Source organism: Dokdonia sp. R78006 (assembly GCF_042466145.1).
GTDB lineage: Bacteria > Bacteroidota > Bacteroidia > Flavobacteriales > Flavobacteriaceae > Dokdonia.
Genome location: NZ_JAXHBU010000001.1, coordinates 341,007 through 357,161, shown reverse-complemented (window position 1 = coordinate 357,161; position 16,155 = coordinate 341,007). Strand labels below are relative to the sequence as shown.

The window sequence follows — 16,155 nt, the reverse complement described above, 5'->3', positions numbered from 1 at the left end:
ATGAAAAAGGTACTATTTTTATTTGTCGCTATGCTTCTAGTAGTAAGCGTTCAAGCACAAGAGAAAAAAGCTGTAATCACTTTTGATTCAGAAGTTATAGATTATGGTGAAATAGACTACGGTGCAGACGGTGTACGTAAGTTTACTTTTACAAATACAGGTGATGATGTACTTATCGTGGCAAGAGTTTACTCTACTTGCGGTTGTACAATACCTAAAAAACCAGAAAGTCCTATTCAACCAGGAGAAAAAGGTGAGATAGAGGTAAAGTATGACACAAAAAGAGAAGGACCTATTAGAAGAACAATAACAATTTATTCTAATGCTTCAGAAGTGCCACAAAGTCTTAAAATAAAAGGACTGGTAAAGCCAGAAGCTGGTCAATAATTAGGTCACATAAATCGTATTAAAGACTGCCGTAATGGCGGTCTTTTTTTATGCGCTTTCGCGAAAGCAAAATACCCTTCCACACGCTTTAAAAACACCAATAAATTCCGCATTTTTGTATAAAGAAAAATACATTATGCCAGCAATATCAAAGAAGGGGCTAGCAATGCCTCAATCACCTATACGTAAACTCGTACCATTTGCCGATGCGGCCAAAGCTCGAGGAATAAAAATTTACCAACTTAACATTGGTCAGCCAGATATCAAAACGCCACAAGTAGCGCTTGATGCGGTAAAAAATAATGATCTCGAGGTGCTTGCTTATAGTCATAGTGCAGGATTTCAATCTTACAGAGATAAACTTGCTTCTTATTACAGTAATCACGGTATTGATGTGACCTCAGAAGAGATAATCATTTCTACAGGAGGTTCTGAAGCATTGTTGTTTGCAATGGGAAGTGTTACAGATCCAGGTGATGAAATTATCATTCCAGAGCCTTTCTATGCAAACTACAACGGATTTGCGACTGCAAGTGGCGTGACGGTAGTTCCTGTTATATCTACATTAGAAGAAGGATTTGCATTGCCTCCTATTTCAGATTTTGAAAAACTGATATCAGACAAGACAAAGGCAATCGTTATTTGTAATCCTGGGAATCCAACAGGGTATTTATATTCTCAAGAAGAAATACGCCAACTAGCAGAGCTAGTTAAAAAGCATGATCTATTTCTTATTGCAGACGAGGTGTATCGTGAGTTTGCTTATGATGGTCACCAGCATCACTCAGTAATGAAAGAGCGAGATATAGATAATCATGCAATCATGATAGATTCTGTGTCAAAGCGTTTTTCTATGTGTGGAGCTCGTATAGGGTGTATCGTAAGTCGCAACAAAGAACTTATGAGTACGGCTATGAAGTTTGCACAAGCACGTTTGAGTCCTCCTACATTTGCACAAATAGCATCTGAGGCAGCATTAGATACTCCGCAAAGTTACTTTGACGATGTGATTGAAGAGTATGTGTCTCGTAGAGATATTCTTGTAGCGGGACTAGAAGCTATACCGGGAGTAAAAGTAGCAAAGCCTAAAGGAGCATTTTACTGTATCGCAGAGCTTCCAATAAAAAATGCAGATGCTTTTGCACAGTGGTTACTTGAGTCTTTTGACTTAGATGGAAGAACAATAATGGTAGCTCCAGCAGCTGGATTTTACAGTAGTGAAAACGTAGGTCTTAACCAAGTACGTATCGCTTATGTGCTAGAAGAAAGCCACTTAAAAGATGCTGTGGCTATTTTAAAAGTTGCTCTAGAGCAATATCAAGATTAATAATGGAGGTACTAGAAAACGTATCACTTAAGAAGTATAATACCTTTGGTATAGACGTAAACGCTCGCTTTTTTGCGAGCGTTTCTTCTATTGATGCCTTAAAAGAATTGCTTGCAGATGATGCATATCTTAATCCTTTTATAATAGGAGGAGGGAGTAATATGCTTCTCACTAAAGATGTCGATAGGCTAGTGATTCATTGTGACCTTAAGAGTATTGAAGTGGTAGATGATACATTTACTGAAGATGAGATCTTGCTTAAGGTAGCTGGAGGAGAAAACTGGCACGAGTTTGTATTGTACTGTGTAAATCACGACCTAGGAGGTGTTGAAAATCTATCTCTTATCCCAGGTAATGTGGGAACATCACCTATTCAAAATATAGGTGCTTACGGAGTAGAATTAAAAGATACTTTTTACTCATGTGAGGCAGTGCATAGAGCTACACAACAGGAACGTGTTTTTACACTTGAAGATTGTGCTTTTGGATATAGAGATTCTGTGTTTAAAAATGAGCTCAAAGATCAATATGTAATTACGTCGGTGACTTTTAAACTCACAAAGAAGAATCATAAAATAAATACAGAGTACGGCGCTATTTATGACACGCTTAAAGCGAAAGAAATAACAAACCCCACCTTAGTAGATATCTCAAACGCGGTTATAGAGATACGCCAGTCTAAGTTGCCAGATCCTAAAAAGATAGGAAATAGCGGATCATTTTTTAAAAACCCAGTAATCTCTCAAGCTCAGTTTACCGAACTCAGAAAAGAGCATACCGAAATACCTTTTTATCCGATAGGTAATGAGCAAATCAAAGTTCCAGCAGGATGGCTCATCGAACAAGCAGGTTTTAAGGGAAAAAGATTTGGAGATGCGGGTGTACATGATAAGCAAGCACTTGTGTTAGTTAATCATGGGAATGCAACCGGAGAAGATGTTTGGGGTGTTGCTATGAAAATTCAAGCAGCCGTAAATGAAATGTTTGGGATAAAGATTGTTCCAGAGGTGAATGTGATTTAAGGTCAAAAGAATTAGATAAGAATATAATTTTTCACATAAAGAAAGAGCAGCCCAATAGCTGCTCTTTTTCCATTTCTACCTTTTTGTGATTTCTACTTTTTTCGCGAAAGCGTAAAAAAAAGCCCCACTCGCATAGGGCTCTCTCAACTAAACTAGACTTTAGGTAATTCTAATTATCAGGGATCATTACTCCATCAACTACATGGACGATACCGTTAGATCCTTTTAAATCTGTAGCAGTGATTGTTGCAATATTCCCTGAGCTGTCTGTGAGTATTACATTGCCATCTTTAATAGAGGTTGTGAGAATATTGCCAGCAACGGTTGTCATTTTAAAGGTGCCGTCTCCTATCTTTATTTGGTCAACAATGTTATTTGCGGTCAAATAAGCTGGTATTACGTGATAGGTAAGCGTAGTGGATAGTATAGCTTTATTTTCTGGTTGTAAGAGGGATTGTAGTTTTCCTTGTTCAAGTTTGTCAAATGCTTCATTGGTAGGTGCAAATACGGTATATGAACCTTTTTCTTTGAGAGTAGAAACAAGATTTGCCGCTTTTACTGTTGCGGTAAATGTTGTGTGATTTTCAGAATGTAAGATGATGTCTACTATGTCCGATTGTGCATAACTGCTCAAGGAAAAGAATGAAATTACTGCAATTAAAATTATATTTTTGAGTTTCATAATAATACGTTGTTTACAGAGTTTATAGTAAAATCTTTTCCTTTCTTAATTATACGCACTAACTTGAAGTGCGGGATGGAATTGTATTCTTAAGATTTTGTTAATTCAAGAAAAACTTACTTTTTGAAGACATTTGTCGAAAAACATATTGTAGAACTCCTTAAGGCTGGAGATGAGCGTGCTATAGGGTTATTATATGACAACTATGCAGATGCTCTGTATGGTGTTGCGATTAAAGTGACCCATGATGAGGAGCTTGCTCAAGACGTATTGCAAGAATCATTTGTCAAAATTTGGAAAAACGCACATAAGTATGACGCAGATAAAGCGCGTCTGTTTACCTGGCTTTTTAGAGTAGTTCAAAACACGGCTATAGACAAGGTGCGTAGTCGTAAAAGAAAAATGAATAAAGAAGTCCAAACAAACGATTCAAACGTATATCATTTACAGTCTACCTCGCTGGCAATAGAGCATATGGATATTCAAGAACATGCAAATGGACTTGAAGATAAATACAGAGTAGTAATTGATGCATTGTTTTTTCAAGGAATGACCCAGCAAGAGGCAAGTGAAGAGCTGAACATACCGTTAGGTACTGTGAAGTCTAGGTTAAAAATAGGCCTACGAGAACTGCGTAAACTGTTTGGAGTATTATTTTTTATGATCAGTATGTTATGAGTGATAGAGTTTCACAATTTTTAGAGAGCGATTTATTAGAGCGTTACCTTATGGGAACTACTTCGCCTATAGAGTCTCAGGAAGCTGAGCATTATATAGCTAAGTATCCAGAGGTGAAGCAAACCTATATAGAATTACAAGAAAATCTTGAGAATTATGCGGCATCCTATGCTGTTAAAGTTCCTGAGGAGTTGCGTGCTACAATCGTAAATGTAGCAAGGAATAAGCCTAAGCGTGCTTTGCCTATCCTTGCCATTACTGCATGTATGATTGCTGCATTTTTTGGGCTAGTTGCTATTATGATTTATAAGCAAAATCAAGAGTTGCTAGATGATAGAAGGTTTACATCAAACCTGCTTGAAAACTTAAATGATGATATCGTTTCAAACAGAGAGATGTTACAATCTGTAGAGGAGCAATTTATGATTCTTAATAATACATCAACCCAGAAATACATTTTACAAGGTAATGTACGTGCACAGCGACTAGAGGCTGTTGCTTACGTTAACGAGCTAGAGCAGCGCTCATACATACACGTAAATACGTTGCCTGAACTTCCAGACGAGCAAGTATACCAGATGTGGGCATCTGTAGATGGAACACTAGTTCCTCTAGATATTCTTAAGGTTACAAAAGATAACCTTGTAGAGATTCCTTATGAGGAACGTATGGCGAGTATTAATATTACGATAGAACCTAAGGGTGGGAGTAAAGAAGCAACACAAGCAAATGAAGTTGCTACTATAAGTTTTGAGAATAACTAAGCACTTTCCTTCCTTTAAAAAACTTTTACTTCCTAATGCCTTTCTGTATCTTTGTGCAAAATAATTGTCATGGAGTTACTATTAATAACACTAGCCCTTCTTGCACTATCTGTAGCAGGTATTGCAATCAAAATTTGGGCAAAAAAAGATGGTAAATTTGCAGGTACCTGCGCTAGTCAAAGTCCTTTTCTTAATAAGAGTGGTGAGGCTTGCGGTATGTGCGGTAAAATGCCCGAAGAAATGGGTGACTGTTCTGTAGAGAAATAAGACCTCTATCTGTTGGAACAAATTTTCACACTACTTTTTTATATGTTTATAGGAGTCACGTTTATTAACGTGACTTTTTATGTTTTCTATTGGTTATTCGCTTTCGCGAAAATTTCTAATACCAATACAAGTTCGCTTCCTCCAGTTTCGGTAATAGTTTGTGCCAAAAATGAGTCGGCAAATCTTCAAAAAAATATCCCAAAAATACTATCTCAAGACTATCCAGAATTTGAAGTTATTTTAATTAATGACGCATCTTCTGATGATACAGAAGATATTATGGAAGCATTTAAACTGGCCAATGTAAATGTACAGCAAGTAAATGTGGTGAATAATGAGACTTTCTGGGGTAATAAAAAATACGCACTTACGCTTGGGATAAAACGAGCACAGCATAAGCACATGTTATTTACAGATGCAGATTGTGTTCCAGCATCAAATCACTGGTTACAGCACATGGCCTCTTCCTTTAGTGAAGAAAAGGAAATTGTGTTAGGTTATGGAGCTTATGAGAAAATTAAAGGATCTTGGATTAATAAGCTTATAAGATTTGAAACTTTGATGTCTGCTTTGCAATATTTTAGTTGGGCAAAAGCGGGTAGACCTTACATGGGCGTTGGTCGTAACCTAGCGTATACGTCAGATGTTTTTTATGAGCAAAAGGGATTTATCAACCACATTAAAATTCAAAGTGGTGATGACGACCTGTTTGTAAACGAGGCAAGCACACGTAAGAATACAGCGATACAGTTTTCTCCAGAATCATTTACAATTTCTACTCCTAAGAAAACTTTTGCAAGTTGGATAACTCAAAAGCGCAGGCATATAAGCACTGCAGTACACTATAAATTTCTTGAGAAATCATTGCTAGCGCTATTTTATATAAGTCAGTGTTTGTTCTTGGTAGGAGCAATTGCCCTTCTTGTAACTCAGTTTAACTGGCAGTGGGTAGCGCTCATTATTGGTGTACGTTATTTATGTGCATGGATTACTGTAGGTTGTAGCGCTGCGCGTTTGCAAGAAAAAGATTTGACTTATTTATACCCTATTTACGAGATTACGTTGGTATGTGTGCAAATGAGTATCTTTATCAGTAACCTTATCACAAAACCCACACGGTGGAAGTAACCCCCGAAAAAATTATTCTAGAAATATCCCGAGCAAAAGAAGGAAAGCAAAGTGCTTTCAATTTTTTGCTTAATTCCTTTTGGAGTGAAGTATATGGATTCCAACTCAAGCGTACTAAAAATGCTTATGATGCAGAGGATATAACCATCCAGACGTTTTCCAAAGCCTTTTCAAAAATAGATACCTATAAAGAAGAGTATAGGTTTGCCACATGGTTAATTACTATATCAAAAAATATACACATTGATATAATTCGGAAGAAGGAGTCTTCTATACGATCTCATATTTCTGATCGTGATGACGAGCGAGTAAAGAAAGTTGCAGACTTAAATCCATCTCCAGAAGATGTACTCATAAAGGAGCAGAATTTATCTGAATTACTAGCTTATATTAAAACCTTGAAGCCTCATTATCAGGAAATCATTAATTTGCGTTACTTTCAAGAAATGAGCTATAAAGAAATGGCAGAATATCTTGAAGAGCCTATGAGTAATGTAAAAGTCAAGCTTCTACGTGCTCGTAGATTACTCGCAGATGTAATTAAAACGGAAGATAATTGAAAGCTATACCCTTTAAAAAGTTAGGGCCAGGATTATTATTTGCTGGTGCAGCTATTGGGGTTTCTCATCTTGTACAAAGCACCAGAGCAGGCGCCGATTTTGGCTTTGGTCTATTGTGGGCTTTGATTCTTGTCAATATTATAAAATATCCCTTCTTTCAGTTTGGGCCTAGGTATGCCTCGGCAACTGGGAATAGTTTGTTAGTCGGTTATATGAAGTTAGGCAAACCTGTTTTGTGGGTTTATTTCTTTTTGACGCTAGCCACTATGTTTACTATTCAGACAGCAGTAACTATTGTAACTGCAGGAATAGCTGTTCAGCTTTTTGGAATAACTAATGACGTCGCGATATGGAGTGTCGCAATTACAATACTGTGTGCTGCAATACTAGCAATAGGAAAGTATAGGATTCTCGATAAACTAATGAAGGTGATTATTATCACACTCACTATAAGTACGCTGGTGGCTGTCTTTTTTGCTTTTCGCGAAAGCGTAACTAATCAAGGAATGGGAACTCCGGCAAACTTGCTCCAAATTATACCAACCGAAGGAGCAGCTGTGGCATTTCTAATTGCCTTTATGGGGTGGATGCCAGCGCCACTTGATATTTCTATATGGCATTCATTATGGACACTAGAAAAGAGAGATACGGGTAAGGATGCAATGCGCAATTCAATTTTTGATTTTAATATAGGGTATGCTGGTGCGGTAGTGCTGGGTATTTGCTTTATGACTTTAGGAGCGTTAGTCATGTTTGGCACTGGAGAGACTTTTTCTCCAAGGGGAGGTGTTTTTGCAGGCCAACTTATCAATATGTATACAGCAAGTCTGGGAGACTGGGCAACCTTGCTTATTGGTTTGGCTGCATTTACAACAATGTTTAGCACCACACTTACTACATTAGATGCGTCTCCTAGAGCGCTAGAAGCTACCACCTCATTATTAGGTTTTGGTTTTAAAAAACGAGGGTACTTGTTTTATTTAATCGTCTTAATTCTTGGAACCTGCGGCATATTATTTTTCTTAATAAGCGAGATGGGAGCTCTTGTAAAACTGGCGACCATATTATCCTTTCTTACCGCTCCATTTTATGCCATTTGCAACTATTTATCCTTTAAGGACAAAAGTATTCCTAAAGAAGCGAGGCTCTCTAAAGGCATGAATTTGCTCAGTATTGTGAGTATAATTGCTTTGTTAGGCTTCAGTATCTGGTATGTTATTACATTGTTTTAATATGCTGAGGCTTTTTTAACCTTTAAAATGACGTTACAACTTTCATTTTAAATTGTATCTAAGTTATATCTTTGCCTCTTATGCAATTTGACTTACTTACAACAGATCCTGCATCTCAAGCGAGAGCAGGAAAACTTACAACAGATCACGGTGTCATTGAGACGCCTATTTTTATGCCCGTAGGTACGGTAGCATCTGTAAAGGGTGTACACCAGCGCGAGCTTAGAGAAGATATTAATCCAGATATTATATTAGGTAATACCTATCATTTGTACTTACGTCCTAAGATGGACATTATGCAGAAGGCAGGTGGGTTACATAAGTTTATGAACTGGGATCGACCTATTCTTACAGATAGTGGTGGGTATCAAGTATACTCTCTTTCTAATAGACGTAAGATTAAGGAGGAAGGAGTGCGTTTTAAGTCTCACGTAGATGGGTCTATGCACTTGTTTACACCAGAAAATGTGATGGAAATTCAGCGCCAGATAGGTGCAGATATTATGATGGCATTTGATGAGTGTACACCATATCCGTGTGATTACCGTTATGCAAAGAGGTCTATGCATATGACGCATAGATGGTTAGATCGTTGTATTAATCATTTTAATAAAATCCCAGCATTATACGGTCATGAGCAAGCATTATTTCCTATTGTACAAGGAAGTACGTATAAGGACTTAAGAGCTCAATCTGCCGAATATATTGCAAATGCAGGTGCTTTTGGAAATGCCATAGGTGGACTCTCTGTAGGAGAGCCAGCAGAAGAAATGTATGGGATGACAGAGGTTGTGACTGCTATATTACCTAAGGATAAGCCTAGATATTTAATGGGAGTAGGTACTCCTATAAATATTTTAGAGAATATTGCGTTAGGTGTAGATATGTTTGACTGTGTGATGCCTACAAGAAATGCTCGTAACGGAATGTTATTTACTGCCTACGGTAGTATAAACATTAAAAACCTGAAATGGGAGGATGATTTCTCTCCTATAGATGAAATGGGACTTACTTGGGTAGATACAGAATATAGTAAAGCCTATCTTCGTCACCTGTTCAAATGTCATGAGTTATTAGGAATGCAAATCGCAACCATCCACAATTTAGGATTTTACATGTGGTTAGTACGCGAAGCTCGCAAGCATATTATTGCAGGAGACTTTGTGACTTGGAAAGAAATGATGGTAAAACAAATGGATAATCGTTTATAATTGAAGATTCTAGATTGGTATATAGTAAAGCGATACATCGGGACATTTGTCACGATGCTTGTGCTGTTTATACCTATAGGTATCATTGTAAACCTTGCAGAGAAGATTGATAAAATCTTGGCAAACGAAGTTCCTTTTGGTGAGGTGGCTTTATATTATCTCAATTTTACAATATACTTTGCAAATCTTCTTTTTCCTTTATTTCTGTTTTTGTCGGTCATTTGGTTTACCTCAAAACTGGCAAACAATACGGAGGTTATTGCCTTCTTGAGTAGTGGAGTATCCTTTTATAGATTCTTAAGACCATATATAATAGGGGCGACCATAGTTTGTGCAGGTGCTTTTTTCTTAGGGACTTATCTTGCTCCTCGTGCAAATAAAGGCTACAACGAATTCATTTTTGAATACCTAAAGAAGAATAAAAAAGATCGAGATACACAAAACGTTTATCGACAGATTGATACAGGAGATTATATCTATGTAAGCAGTTTTACACCACGTACTAAGACTGGGCGTAATTTTACTTGGGAGCATTTTGAAGGCAATAAGATGACTTACAAAATGAGTGCTACACGTATTAGATATAATGAAGAGGATACTACTTATACCTTAAATAGTTTTAAGAAGAGAACGATTACAGAGAACGGTGATATTCTAGAAAGTAAAGCAAAATTAGATACGGTATTCAATTTTGATATGGATGACCTAACGCCTGTAGAATATATTGCAGAGACCTTGAGTACTCCAGAATTAAGAGAGTTTATTGCAAAGGAAAAGTCAAGAGGATCTTCTTACATAAGTCGTTATGAAGTGACTTTACAAAAACGCTATAGTTTACCTGTCGCAGCTTACATACTCACAATTATAGCAGTAGCTGTAAGCGCTATGAAGCGTCGTGGAGGGATGGGTATCAACCTTGCCTTTGGAATTGTGCTTGCTTTTGTTTTTATATTCTTTGATAAAGTTTTTGGAACACTTGCAGAACAATCAGATTTTCCACCGTTAATTGCTGTGTGGACACCTAACATACTTTTTGCTATACTAGCAGTATATCTTCTACGCAATGCAAAACGATAAGCTTAAGGCATACCTTCATTTTCACCTGATAGTATTTATTTGGGGATTTACAGCAGTACTTGGAGCACTTATAACTATAGATGCTGTTCCATTAGTATGGTTTAGAATGGGACTTGCAAGTATATTAATATTTGCTTTTATAAAGATACGTGGAGTATCTCTCGCTGTACCACGTAAAACATTAATAGGTTTTGCAATTGCAGGACTAGTCATTGCGGTACACTGGCTTACTTTCTTTGGAGCTATTAAGGAATCTAATGTTTCCATTACCCTTGCAATGATGAGTACAGGAGCATTCTTTACAGCTTTACTCGAACCTATATTCTATAAACGTAAGGTAATCTGGTATGAGCTTTTATTTGGTGCTATCGTTGTAGGTGCACTTTACGTTATTTTTGAAGTAGAGACAGCATATCAAACTGGTATATTGTTGGCTTTGCTTTCCGCATTTTTATCGGCAGTATTTACGTTGATAAATGGGAAGTTTATAGAAAATCATCATCCTACAAAAATATCTTTTTACGAGTTACTCATTGGGAGTCTGTGTGTGACAGTCTATCTTGTGGTTGCAAGGCCAGATACATTCTTTTCTGCACAGTTTTTTGCTCTACCTACTATGGATTGGGTTTATATGGGGGTACTTTCCTCTGTATGTACAGCATATGCCTTTATAGCGGCTGTAGCGGTAATGAAACATTTAAGTCCGTATACAATCATGCTTACCATTAATCTTGAACCAGTATATGGAATATTACTAGCCTTTCTAGTGCTAGGAGATGCAGAACAAATGAGTACAGAATTTTACTATGGCGCGCTTGTAATACTCGCTGTAGTTATTGCTAATGGAGTGCTTAAGAATAGTAAAAAATTCAAGGCTGTTAAAGAGGCTTGAGTCTCTTAAGAAAACCATTATATTTGTAGACTATACCTAACCGAAAGTAAAGCGCCTTTGCGCGTCTTAAAACCTTGAGAATGGAATATTTAGATTTCGAATTACCCATCAAAGAGCTTGAAGAGCAACTGGAAAAATGTGCCTTAATAGGCCAAGAGAGTGATGTAGACGTTACCCAGACTTGTAAGCAAATAGAAAAAAAACTAGCCGCAGCCAAAAAGGATATTTATAAAAATCTTACCGCTTGGCAGCGTGTTCAATTATCAAGACACCCTAATCGTCCTTATACATTAGATTACATAAACGCTATCTGTGGTGATACCTTTTTAGAGCTTCATGGAGATCGCAATGTAAAAGATGATAAAGCAATGATAGGTGGCCTAGGAAAGATAGGTGATCAGTCATTTATGTTCATTGGCCAGCAAAAGGGATATAACACAAAAACAAGACAGTACCGTAACTTCGGTATGGCAAACCCAGAAGGATATCGTAAGGCGTTACGTCTTATGAAAAGTGCCGAAAAGTTTGGAGTACCTGTAGTTTCTATTGTAGATACACCAGGAGCATACCCAGGTCTAGAGGCAGAAGAGCGTGGACAAGGAGAAGCTATCGCCCGTAACATTCTTGAAATGACACGTCTTAAAGTGCCTATCATCGTAATAATTATAGGTGAAGGAGCAAGTGGTGGAGCCTTAGGAATAGGCGTTGGTAATAAAGTATTGATGCTTGAGAATACTTGGTATTCTGTAATCTCACCAGAGTCATGTTCTTCAATTTTATGGAGAAGCTGGGAGTATAAAGAACAAGCAGCAGAGGCTTTAAAACTTACTGCTACAGATATGAAAAAACAAAAGCTTATTGATGAGATTGTAAAGGAACCATTAGGCGGAGCACATGCAAACCGTCCAGAGGCTTTTCTTACTGTAAAAGAATCAATATTAAAAGCTTTTGACGAATTTAAGAACTTATCACCAACAGAACTGGTGGAACAAAGGATGAATAAATATTCAGAAATGGGAGTCTTCAAAGGCTAACAAGACCTTTTTCACTTGATGCCATAATCCGCGCTTTTCCAGTGCGGATTTTTTTACCCTTATTAACAATATTTTCTAGTTATTAACAGTTCAATTGTTAATGACCTGTGAGTACTACGCTTTTGCGAAAGCGTATCTCGCATAACTATTTATTTACTTTCGTAGCTATGGAACAAACTAAGCCGAAGCCAGCATATAACACTTCTAAAGGTCAAGTAATTAGCCTTGAAAAAGGGAAAATACCACCGCAAGCAATTGATCTTGAGGTTGTTGTGCTTGGAGCGCTTATGATTGACAAGAAAGGTGTAGATGAAGTAATTGACATCTTATCACCAGAGGTTTTTTATAAAGATCAGCATAGACATATTTTTGAGGCGATAAGAGTGCTCTTTGAAGAAGGGCAACCAGTCGACTTATTAACTGTTTCTGAGCAACTTAAGAAGATGGGTAAGCTGGATGTAGCTGGAGGTGATTATTACCTTATCCAACTCACTCAAAAAGTAGCTTCTTCTGCCCACATAGAGTATCACGCTCGTATCATCTTACAGAAGTTTATACAGCGTTCACTCATTAAAATTTCTAATGAAATTATAGAAGAGGCGTATGATGAAACTACAGATGTATTTGATCTTCTAGATACTGCAGAAACAAAACTGTATGAGGTAACTCAAGGAAACGTAAAACGTAGTTCCGAGAGTGCTCAGAACCTTGTAATACAAGCAAAAAAGCGAATTGAAGAGATAGCAAATCAAGAGGGATTATCAGGTATTCCTACTGGTTTTCATAAGGTAGATGAGCTTACCTCAGGATGGCAACCATCAGATTTAATTATCGTTGCAGCTCGTCCAGGTATGGGTAAAACAGCGATGACACTTACGATGGCTCGTAACATGGCGGTAGATCAAAATATACCGGTAGCATTCTTCTCACTGGAGATGTCTTCAGTACAGTTGATTACTCGTTTGATTTCGTCAGAAACGGGATTATCTTCAGAAAAACTAAGAACAGGAAAGTTAGAGAAGCATGAATGGGAGCAGCTCAATGTGAAAGTAAAAAGCTTAGAGAAAGCCCCTTTATTTATTGATGATACACCATCGCTTTCTATTTTTGACTTACGTGCAAAGGCAAGACGTCTCGCATCACAGTTTGGGATTAAAATAATAATGATTGATTACCTGCAGTTAATGACGGGTGGTTCTTCTCAAAAGGGTGGAGGTAACCGAGAGCAAGAAATCTCGATGATTTCTCGTAACCTTAAAGCACTTGCAAAGGAACTTTCTATACCAGTAATTGCGCTGTCACAGCTATCACGTGCGGTGGAGACGCGTGGAGGTAGTAAAAGGCCTTTACTTTCTGACCTTCGTGAATCTGGAGCGATCGAGCAGGATGCAGATATTGTATCTTTTATCTACCGTCCAGAATACTATAAAATTGAAGAATGGGATGATGATGAACGCAGCCCAACAGAAGGACAAGGAGAGTTTATTGTAGCAAAGCACCGTAACGGTGGTCTTGATAACATACGTCTTAAGTTCGTTGGTCACTTAGGTAAGTTTGACAACCTTGATGACTTCTCTACGCCATACGAGTTTGCAAGTAGTATGAATGCTGCCGCAAATGATGATACTTTTAATCCTAATGCACTACCTAGTGCAGATGATGCCTTTGGAGGCCCACCACCAGGACTCCCAAGTGAGAATGAGGATGACGATGTTCCTTTTTAGAAAATGATATAATTATAGAAAAAGCCTCAATAGTATTGCTATTGGGGCTTTCGTGTTTTCTTGCGTTAAATTACGCTTTCGCGAAAGCGTTATAAATCATCACACTAGAGTTGCAGATAAACGCAAGGGAAGTATCTCAAATTCCAGGTTTCTAAATGATCGTGCTATTTATTTCTCCGCACAAAATATGTACATTTTTTGATTCATCCCTTATTTCAAGTCTGTTGAATTGCACATGAGGTGTGTCTATATTCTTAACCTAGCCACACCGTTTGATGTAGTATACTAATGTTAAAATAACATACCACTTGGTTTCATAAAACTACTTTAACTTTAGAATAACTCAGACTTTAAGGATGAACTTTAATTATGTGTCACAAAATCAAACACATATTTTTATGAGTAATCCATCTAATAAAAGGAGACTTTTTCTAAGAAATACATTGCTAGCTACTGGCGGTATAATATTGATTCCTAACTTTATAAGCTGTTCTAATGATGATGATCTAACGTTGAATAATGCGATCATACCAGATAACCTAACGACATCTAATTTTGAACTTGGCGTAGCAAGTTTTGACCCTACTAGTAATCAGGTTATTATCTGGACACATTATACAACAGATGCAAGTCAGGCAACGATTACTTATGAATTAAGTACAGATATAAATTTTAATACTATCGTAAGAAGTGGTGAGGTAATTACAGACAGTAGCCGTGACTTTACAGTTAGTGTTGAGGTACAAGATCTTGAGGCAGGTCAAAATTTATATTATCGCTTTGCAAACCTAGAAGATAACACTATTTCTGTAATAGGAGAGACTATTACTTTACCATCGAGTGGCCTTGATGCAGTATCTATGGGAGTAGTTTCTTGTGCAAACTATGCAGCTGGGCTTTTTAATGTATATGACGCTCTTGGAAATTCTGACGTAGATATCATAGTCCACTTGGGAGATTATATTTACGAGTACGGAGAGAATCAATATGGAACAAATGAGAATACAGTTGCATTAGGTAGAGTTCCCGAGCCTAATCATGAAATCGTAAGTCTTGATGATTATCGCCAGAGATATCGTCAATATCGCAGTGATGCTGGACTACAATTAGCACATCAAAAAAAACCGTTTATTGCCGTGTGGGATGATCACGAGATTACAAATGACACTTATCAAGATGGAGCCCAAAATCATCAAGATAACGAAGGTGATTTTGAAACTCGCAAGCAGGCAGCACTCCAAGCATATAGCGAGTATTTACCAGCAATGACAAATGATGTAAATATCATATATAGAAGTTTTAAGATAGGAGATCTTGCAGATTTAATTATGCTTGATACTCGATTAATAGGTCGTGATAAGCAACTAGATTTTAATAACTATTTTGGGAGTACTGGTAGTTTTGATTTTACTGCATTTGGTGAAGATCTAGTAGATCCTAACCGTAGTATGCTAGGCGCACAACAAAAGAGTTGGTTCCAGAGTGCCCTAGCAAATAGTTCTTCAAAGTATCAAGTAATAGGGCAGCAGGTGCTTATGGGAAAAATGTTTATACCGGCAGAGCTTATCATTACAATAGGAACCATTTTAGGAGAAATAGGAGCAACAGGATCGGTGTCTGCCGGAACTACAGCTTTTTTTCAAGCGCAGCTTACCGAGCTGGTAACGCTTAAACTACGTGTACAAGCAAATGATCCAACGCTTACTACCCAAGAAATAGGACGTGTGTCTAATACCATTCCTTATAACCTTGATGCTTGGGATGGATACTTAGTAGAACGAGAAGAGTTAATGAATAGCTTTGTAGGGAAAGATGTGGTTGTTCTTGCGGGAGATACACATAATGCGTGGTATAATGATCTTACCCTGCAAGATGGAACTGCTGTTGGTAAGGAGCTTGCAACAGCTTCTGTTAGTTCGCCTGGTTTTGAAGGTATTTTAGGAGGTGATGCAGCTACAATTACAGGGTTCCAACAAGCAATGACCATTCTTATAGATGGACTTAATTACTTTAATGCAACTGAGCGTGGCTATCTTAAAGTAACTTTAAGTGGTTCTGGAGTGCAGTCAGATTGGATTTTTATTGATACGATTGCTTCTTCAAATTATATAGCACACATGGGTTTTTCTGAGAGTTTTTAGTTAAACCAGAGTAAATCAATGATTAGAAC

The 16,155-nt window shown here is 37.5% G+C and carries 16 protein-coding genes; 15 read left to right on the top strand and 1 reads right to left on the bottom strand.

Annotated elements, in window-relative coordinates; all coding sequences use genetic code 11:
• From SJY37_RS01715 to murB, 3 genes are all read left to right on the top strand, one after another.
• Entirely contained in the window at window positions 1–387 is a 387-nt protein-coding gene (locus SJY37_RS01715; protein WP_298329016.1) for a DUF1573 domain-containing protein, read from the top strand.
• A gap of 136 nt (window positions 388–523) precedes the next feature.
• Window positions 524–1,714, top strand: coding sequence for a pyridoxal phosphate-dependent aminotransferase (locus SJY37_RS01710; protein WP_298329098.1), 1,191 nt, complete (start codon window positions 524–526; stop codon window positions 1,712–1,714).
• A gap of 2 nt (window positions 1,715–1,716) precedes the next feature.
• Window positions 1,717–2,736, top strand: coding sequence for a UDP-N-acetylmuramate dehydrogenase (gene murB / locus SJY37_RS01705; protein ID WP_298329013.1), 1,020 nt, complete (start codon window positions 1,717–1,719; stop codon window positions 2,734–2,736).
• Between the two features lie 169 nt (window positions 2,737–2,905).
• Here the strand turns inward: murB and SJY37_RS01700 are convergent, their stop codons facing one another.
• Complete coding sequence (locus SJY37_RS01700; RefSeq protein ID WP_298329010.1) at window positions 2,906–3,418, bottom strand: fasciclin domain-containing protein; 513 nt, start codon at window positions 3,416–3,418, stop codon at window positions 2,906–2,908.
• A gap of 123 nt (window positions 3,419–3,541) precedes the next feature.
• Here SJY37_RS01700 and SJY37_RS01695 point away from each other — a divergent pair, with 123 nt between their 5' ends.
• The 12 genes from SJY37_RS01695 (at window position 3,542) to SJY37_RS01640 (ending at window position 16,126) form a co-directional block, all read left to right on the top strand.
• A complete protein-coding gene (locus tag SJY37_RS01695; protein WP_298329007.1) occupies window positions 3,542–4,096 on the top strand; it encodes an RNA polymerase sigma factor in 555 nt (184 codons plus the stop codon).
• The gene (locus SJY37_RS01690; protein ID WP_298329005.1) at window positions 4,093–4,860 is read left to right on the top strand and encodes an anti-sigma factor; all 768 of its coding nucleotides are present in this window, start codon (window positions 4,093–4,095) and stop codon (window positions 4,858–4,860) included. The genes SJY37_RS01695 and SJY37_RS01690 overlap by 4 nt, the downstream gene beginning before the upstream one ends.
• Before the next feature lie 69 nt (window positions 4,861–4,929).
• Entirely contained in the window at window positions 4,930–5,127 is a 198-nt protein-coding gene (locus SJY37_RS01685; RefSeq protein ID WP_013751282.1) for a hypothetical protein, read from the top strand.
• A 42-nt stretch (window positions 5,128–5,169) separates the two neighbouring features.
• A complete protein-coding gene (locus SJY37_RS01680; RefSeq protein WP_379952723.1) occupies window positions 5,170–6,255 on the top strand; it encodes a glycosyltransferase in 1,086 nt (361 codons plus the stop codon).
• The gene (locus SJY37_RS01675) at window positions 6,246–6,815 is read left to right on the top strand and encodes an RNA polymerase sigma factor (RefSeq protein ID WP_013751284.1); all 570 of its coding nucleotides are present in this window, start codon (window positions 6,246–6,248) and stop codon (window positions 6,813–6,815) included. Before SJY37_RS01680 ends, SJY37_RS01675 begins: the two co-directional genes overlap by 10 nt.
• On the top strand, window positions 6,812–8,047 hold the full coding sequence (locus tag SJY37_RS01670; RefSeq protein ID WP_298328997.1) for an NRAMP family divalent metal transporter: 1,236 nt from the start codon (window positions 6,812–6,814) through the stop codon (window positions 8,045–8,047). Before SJY37_RS01675 ends, SJY37_RS01670 begins: the two co-directional genes overlap by 4 nt.
• Before the next feature lie 80 nt (window positions 8,048–8,127).
• Window positions 8,128–9,258 (top strand): tRNA guanosine(34) transglycosylase Tgt, encoded by a 1,131-nt coding sequence (gene tgt, locus SJY37_RS01665; protein ID WP_108876903.1) that lies wholly within the window; start codon window positions 8,128–8,130, stop codon window positions 9,256–9,258.
• Entirely contained in the window at window positions 9,259–10,335 is a 1,077-nt protein-coding gene (locus SJY37_RS01660) for an LptF/LptG family permease (protein ID WP_298328993.1), read from the top strand.
• Window positions 10,322–11,227, top strand: coding sequence for a DMT family transporter (locus SJY37_RS01655; RefSeq protein ID WP_298328991.1), 906 nt, complete (start codon window positions 10,322–10,324; stop codon window positions 11,225–11,227). Before SJY37_RS01660 ends, SJY37_RS01655 begins: the two co-directional genes overlap by 14 nt.
• 80 nt (window positions 11,228–11,307) lie before the next feature.
• Window positions 11,308–12,261, top strand: a complete 954-nt coding sequence (locus tag SJY37_RS01650) for an acetyl-CoA carboxylase carboxyltransferase subunit alpha (RefSeq protein WP_298328989.1) — start codon at window positions 11,308–11,310, stop codon at window positions 12,259–12,261.
• Window positions 12,262–12,428: 167 nt separating this feature from the next.
• On the top strand, window positions 12,429–13,985 hold the full coding sequence (dnaB, locus tag SJY37_RS01645) for a replicative DNA helicase (RefSeq protein ID WP_298328985.1): 1,557 nt from the start codon (window positions 12,429–12,431) through the stop codon (window positions 13,983–13,985).
• Window positions 13,986–14,383: 398 nt separating this feature from the next.
• Window positions 14,384–16,126: an alkaline phosphatase gene (locus SJY37_RS01640; protein ID WP_298328983.1), complete on the top strand. Its 1,743-nt coding sequence runs from the start codon at window positions 14,384–14,386 to the stop codon at window positions 16,124–16,126.
• Window positions 16,127–16,155 lie beyond the last annotated feature (29 nt).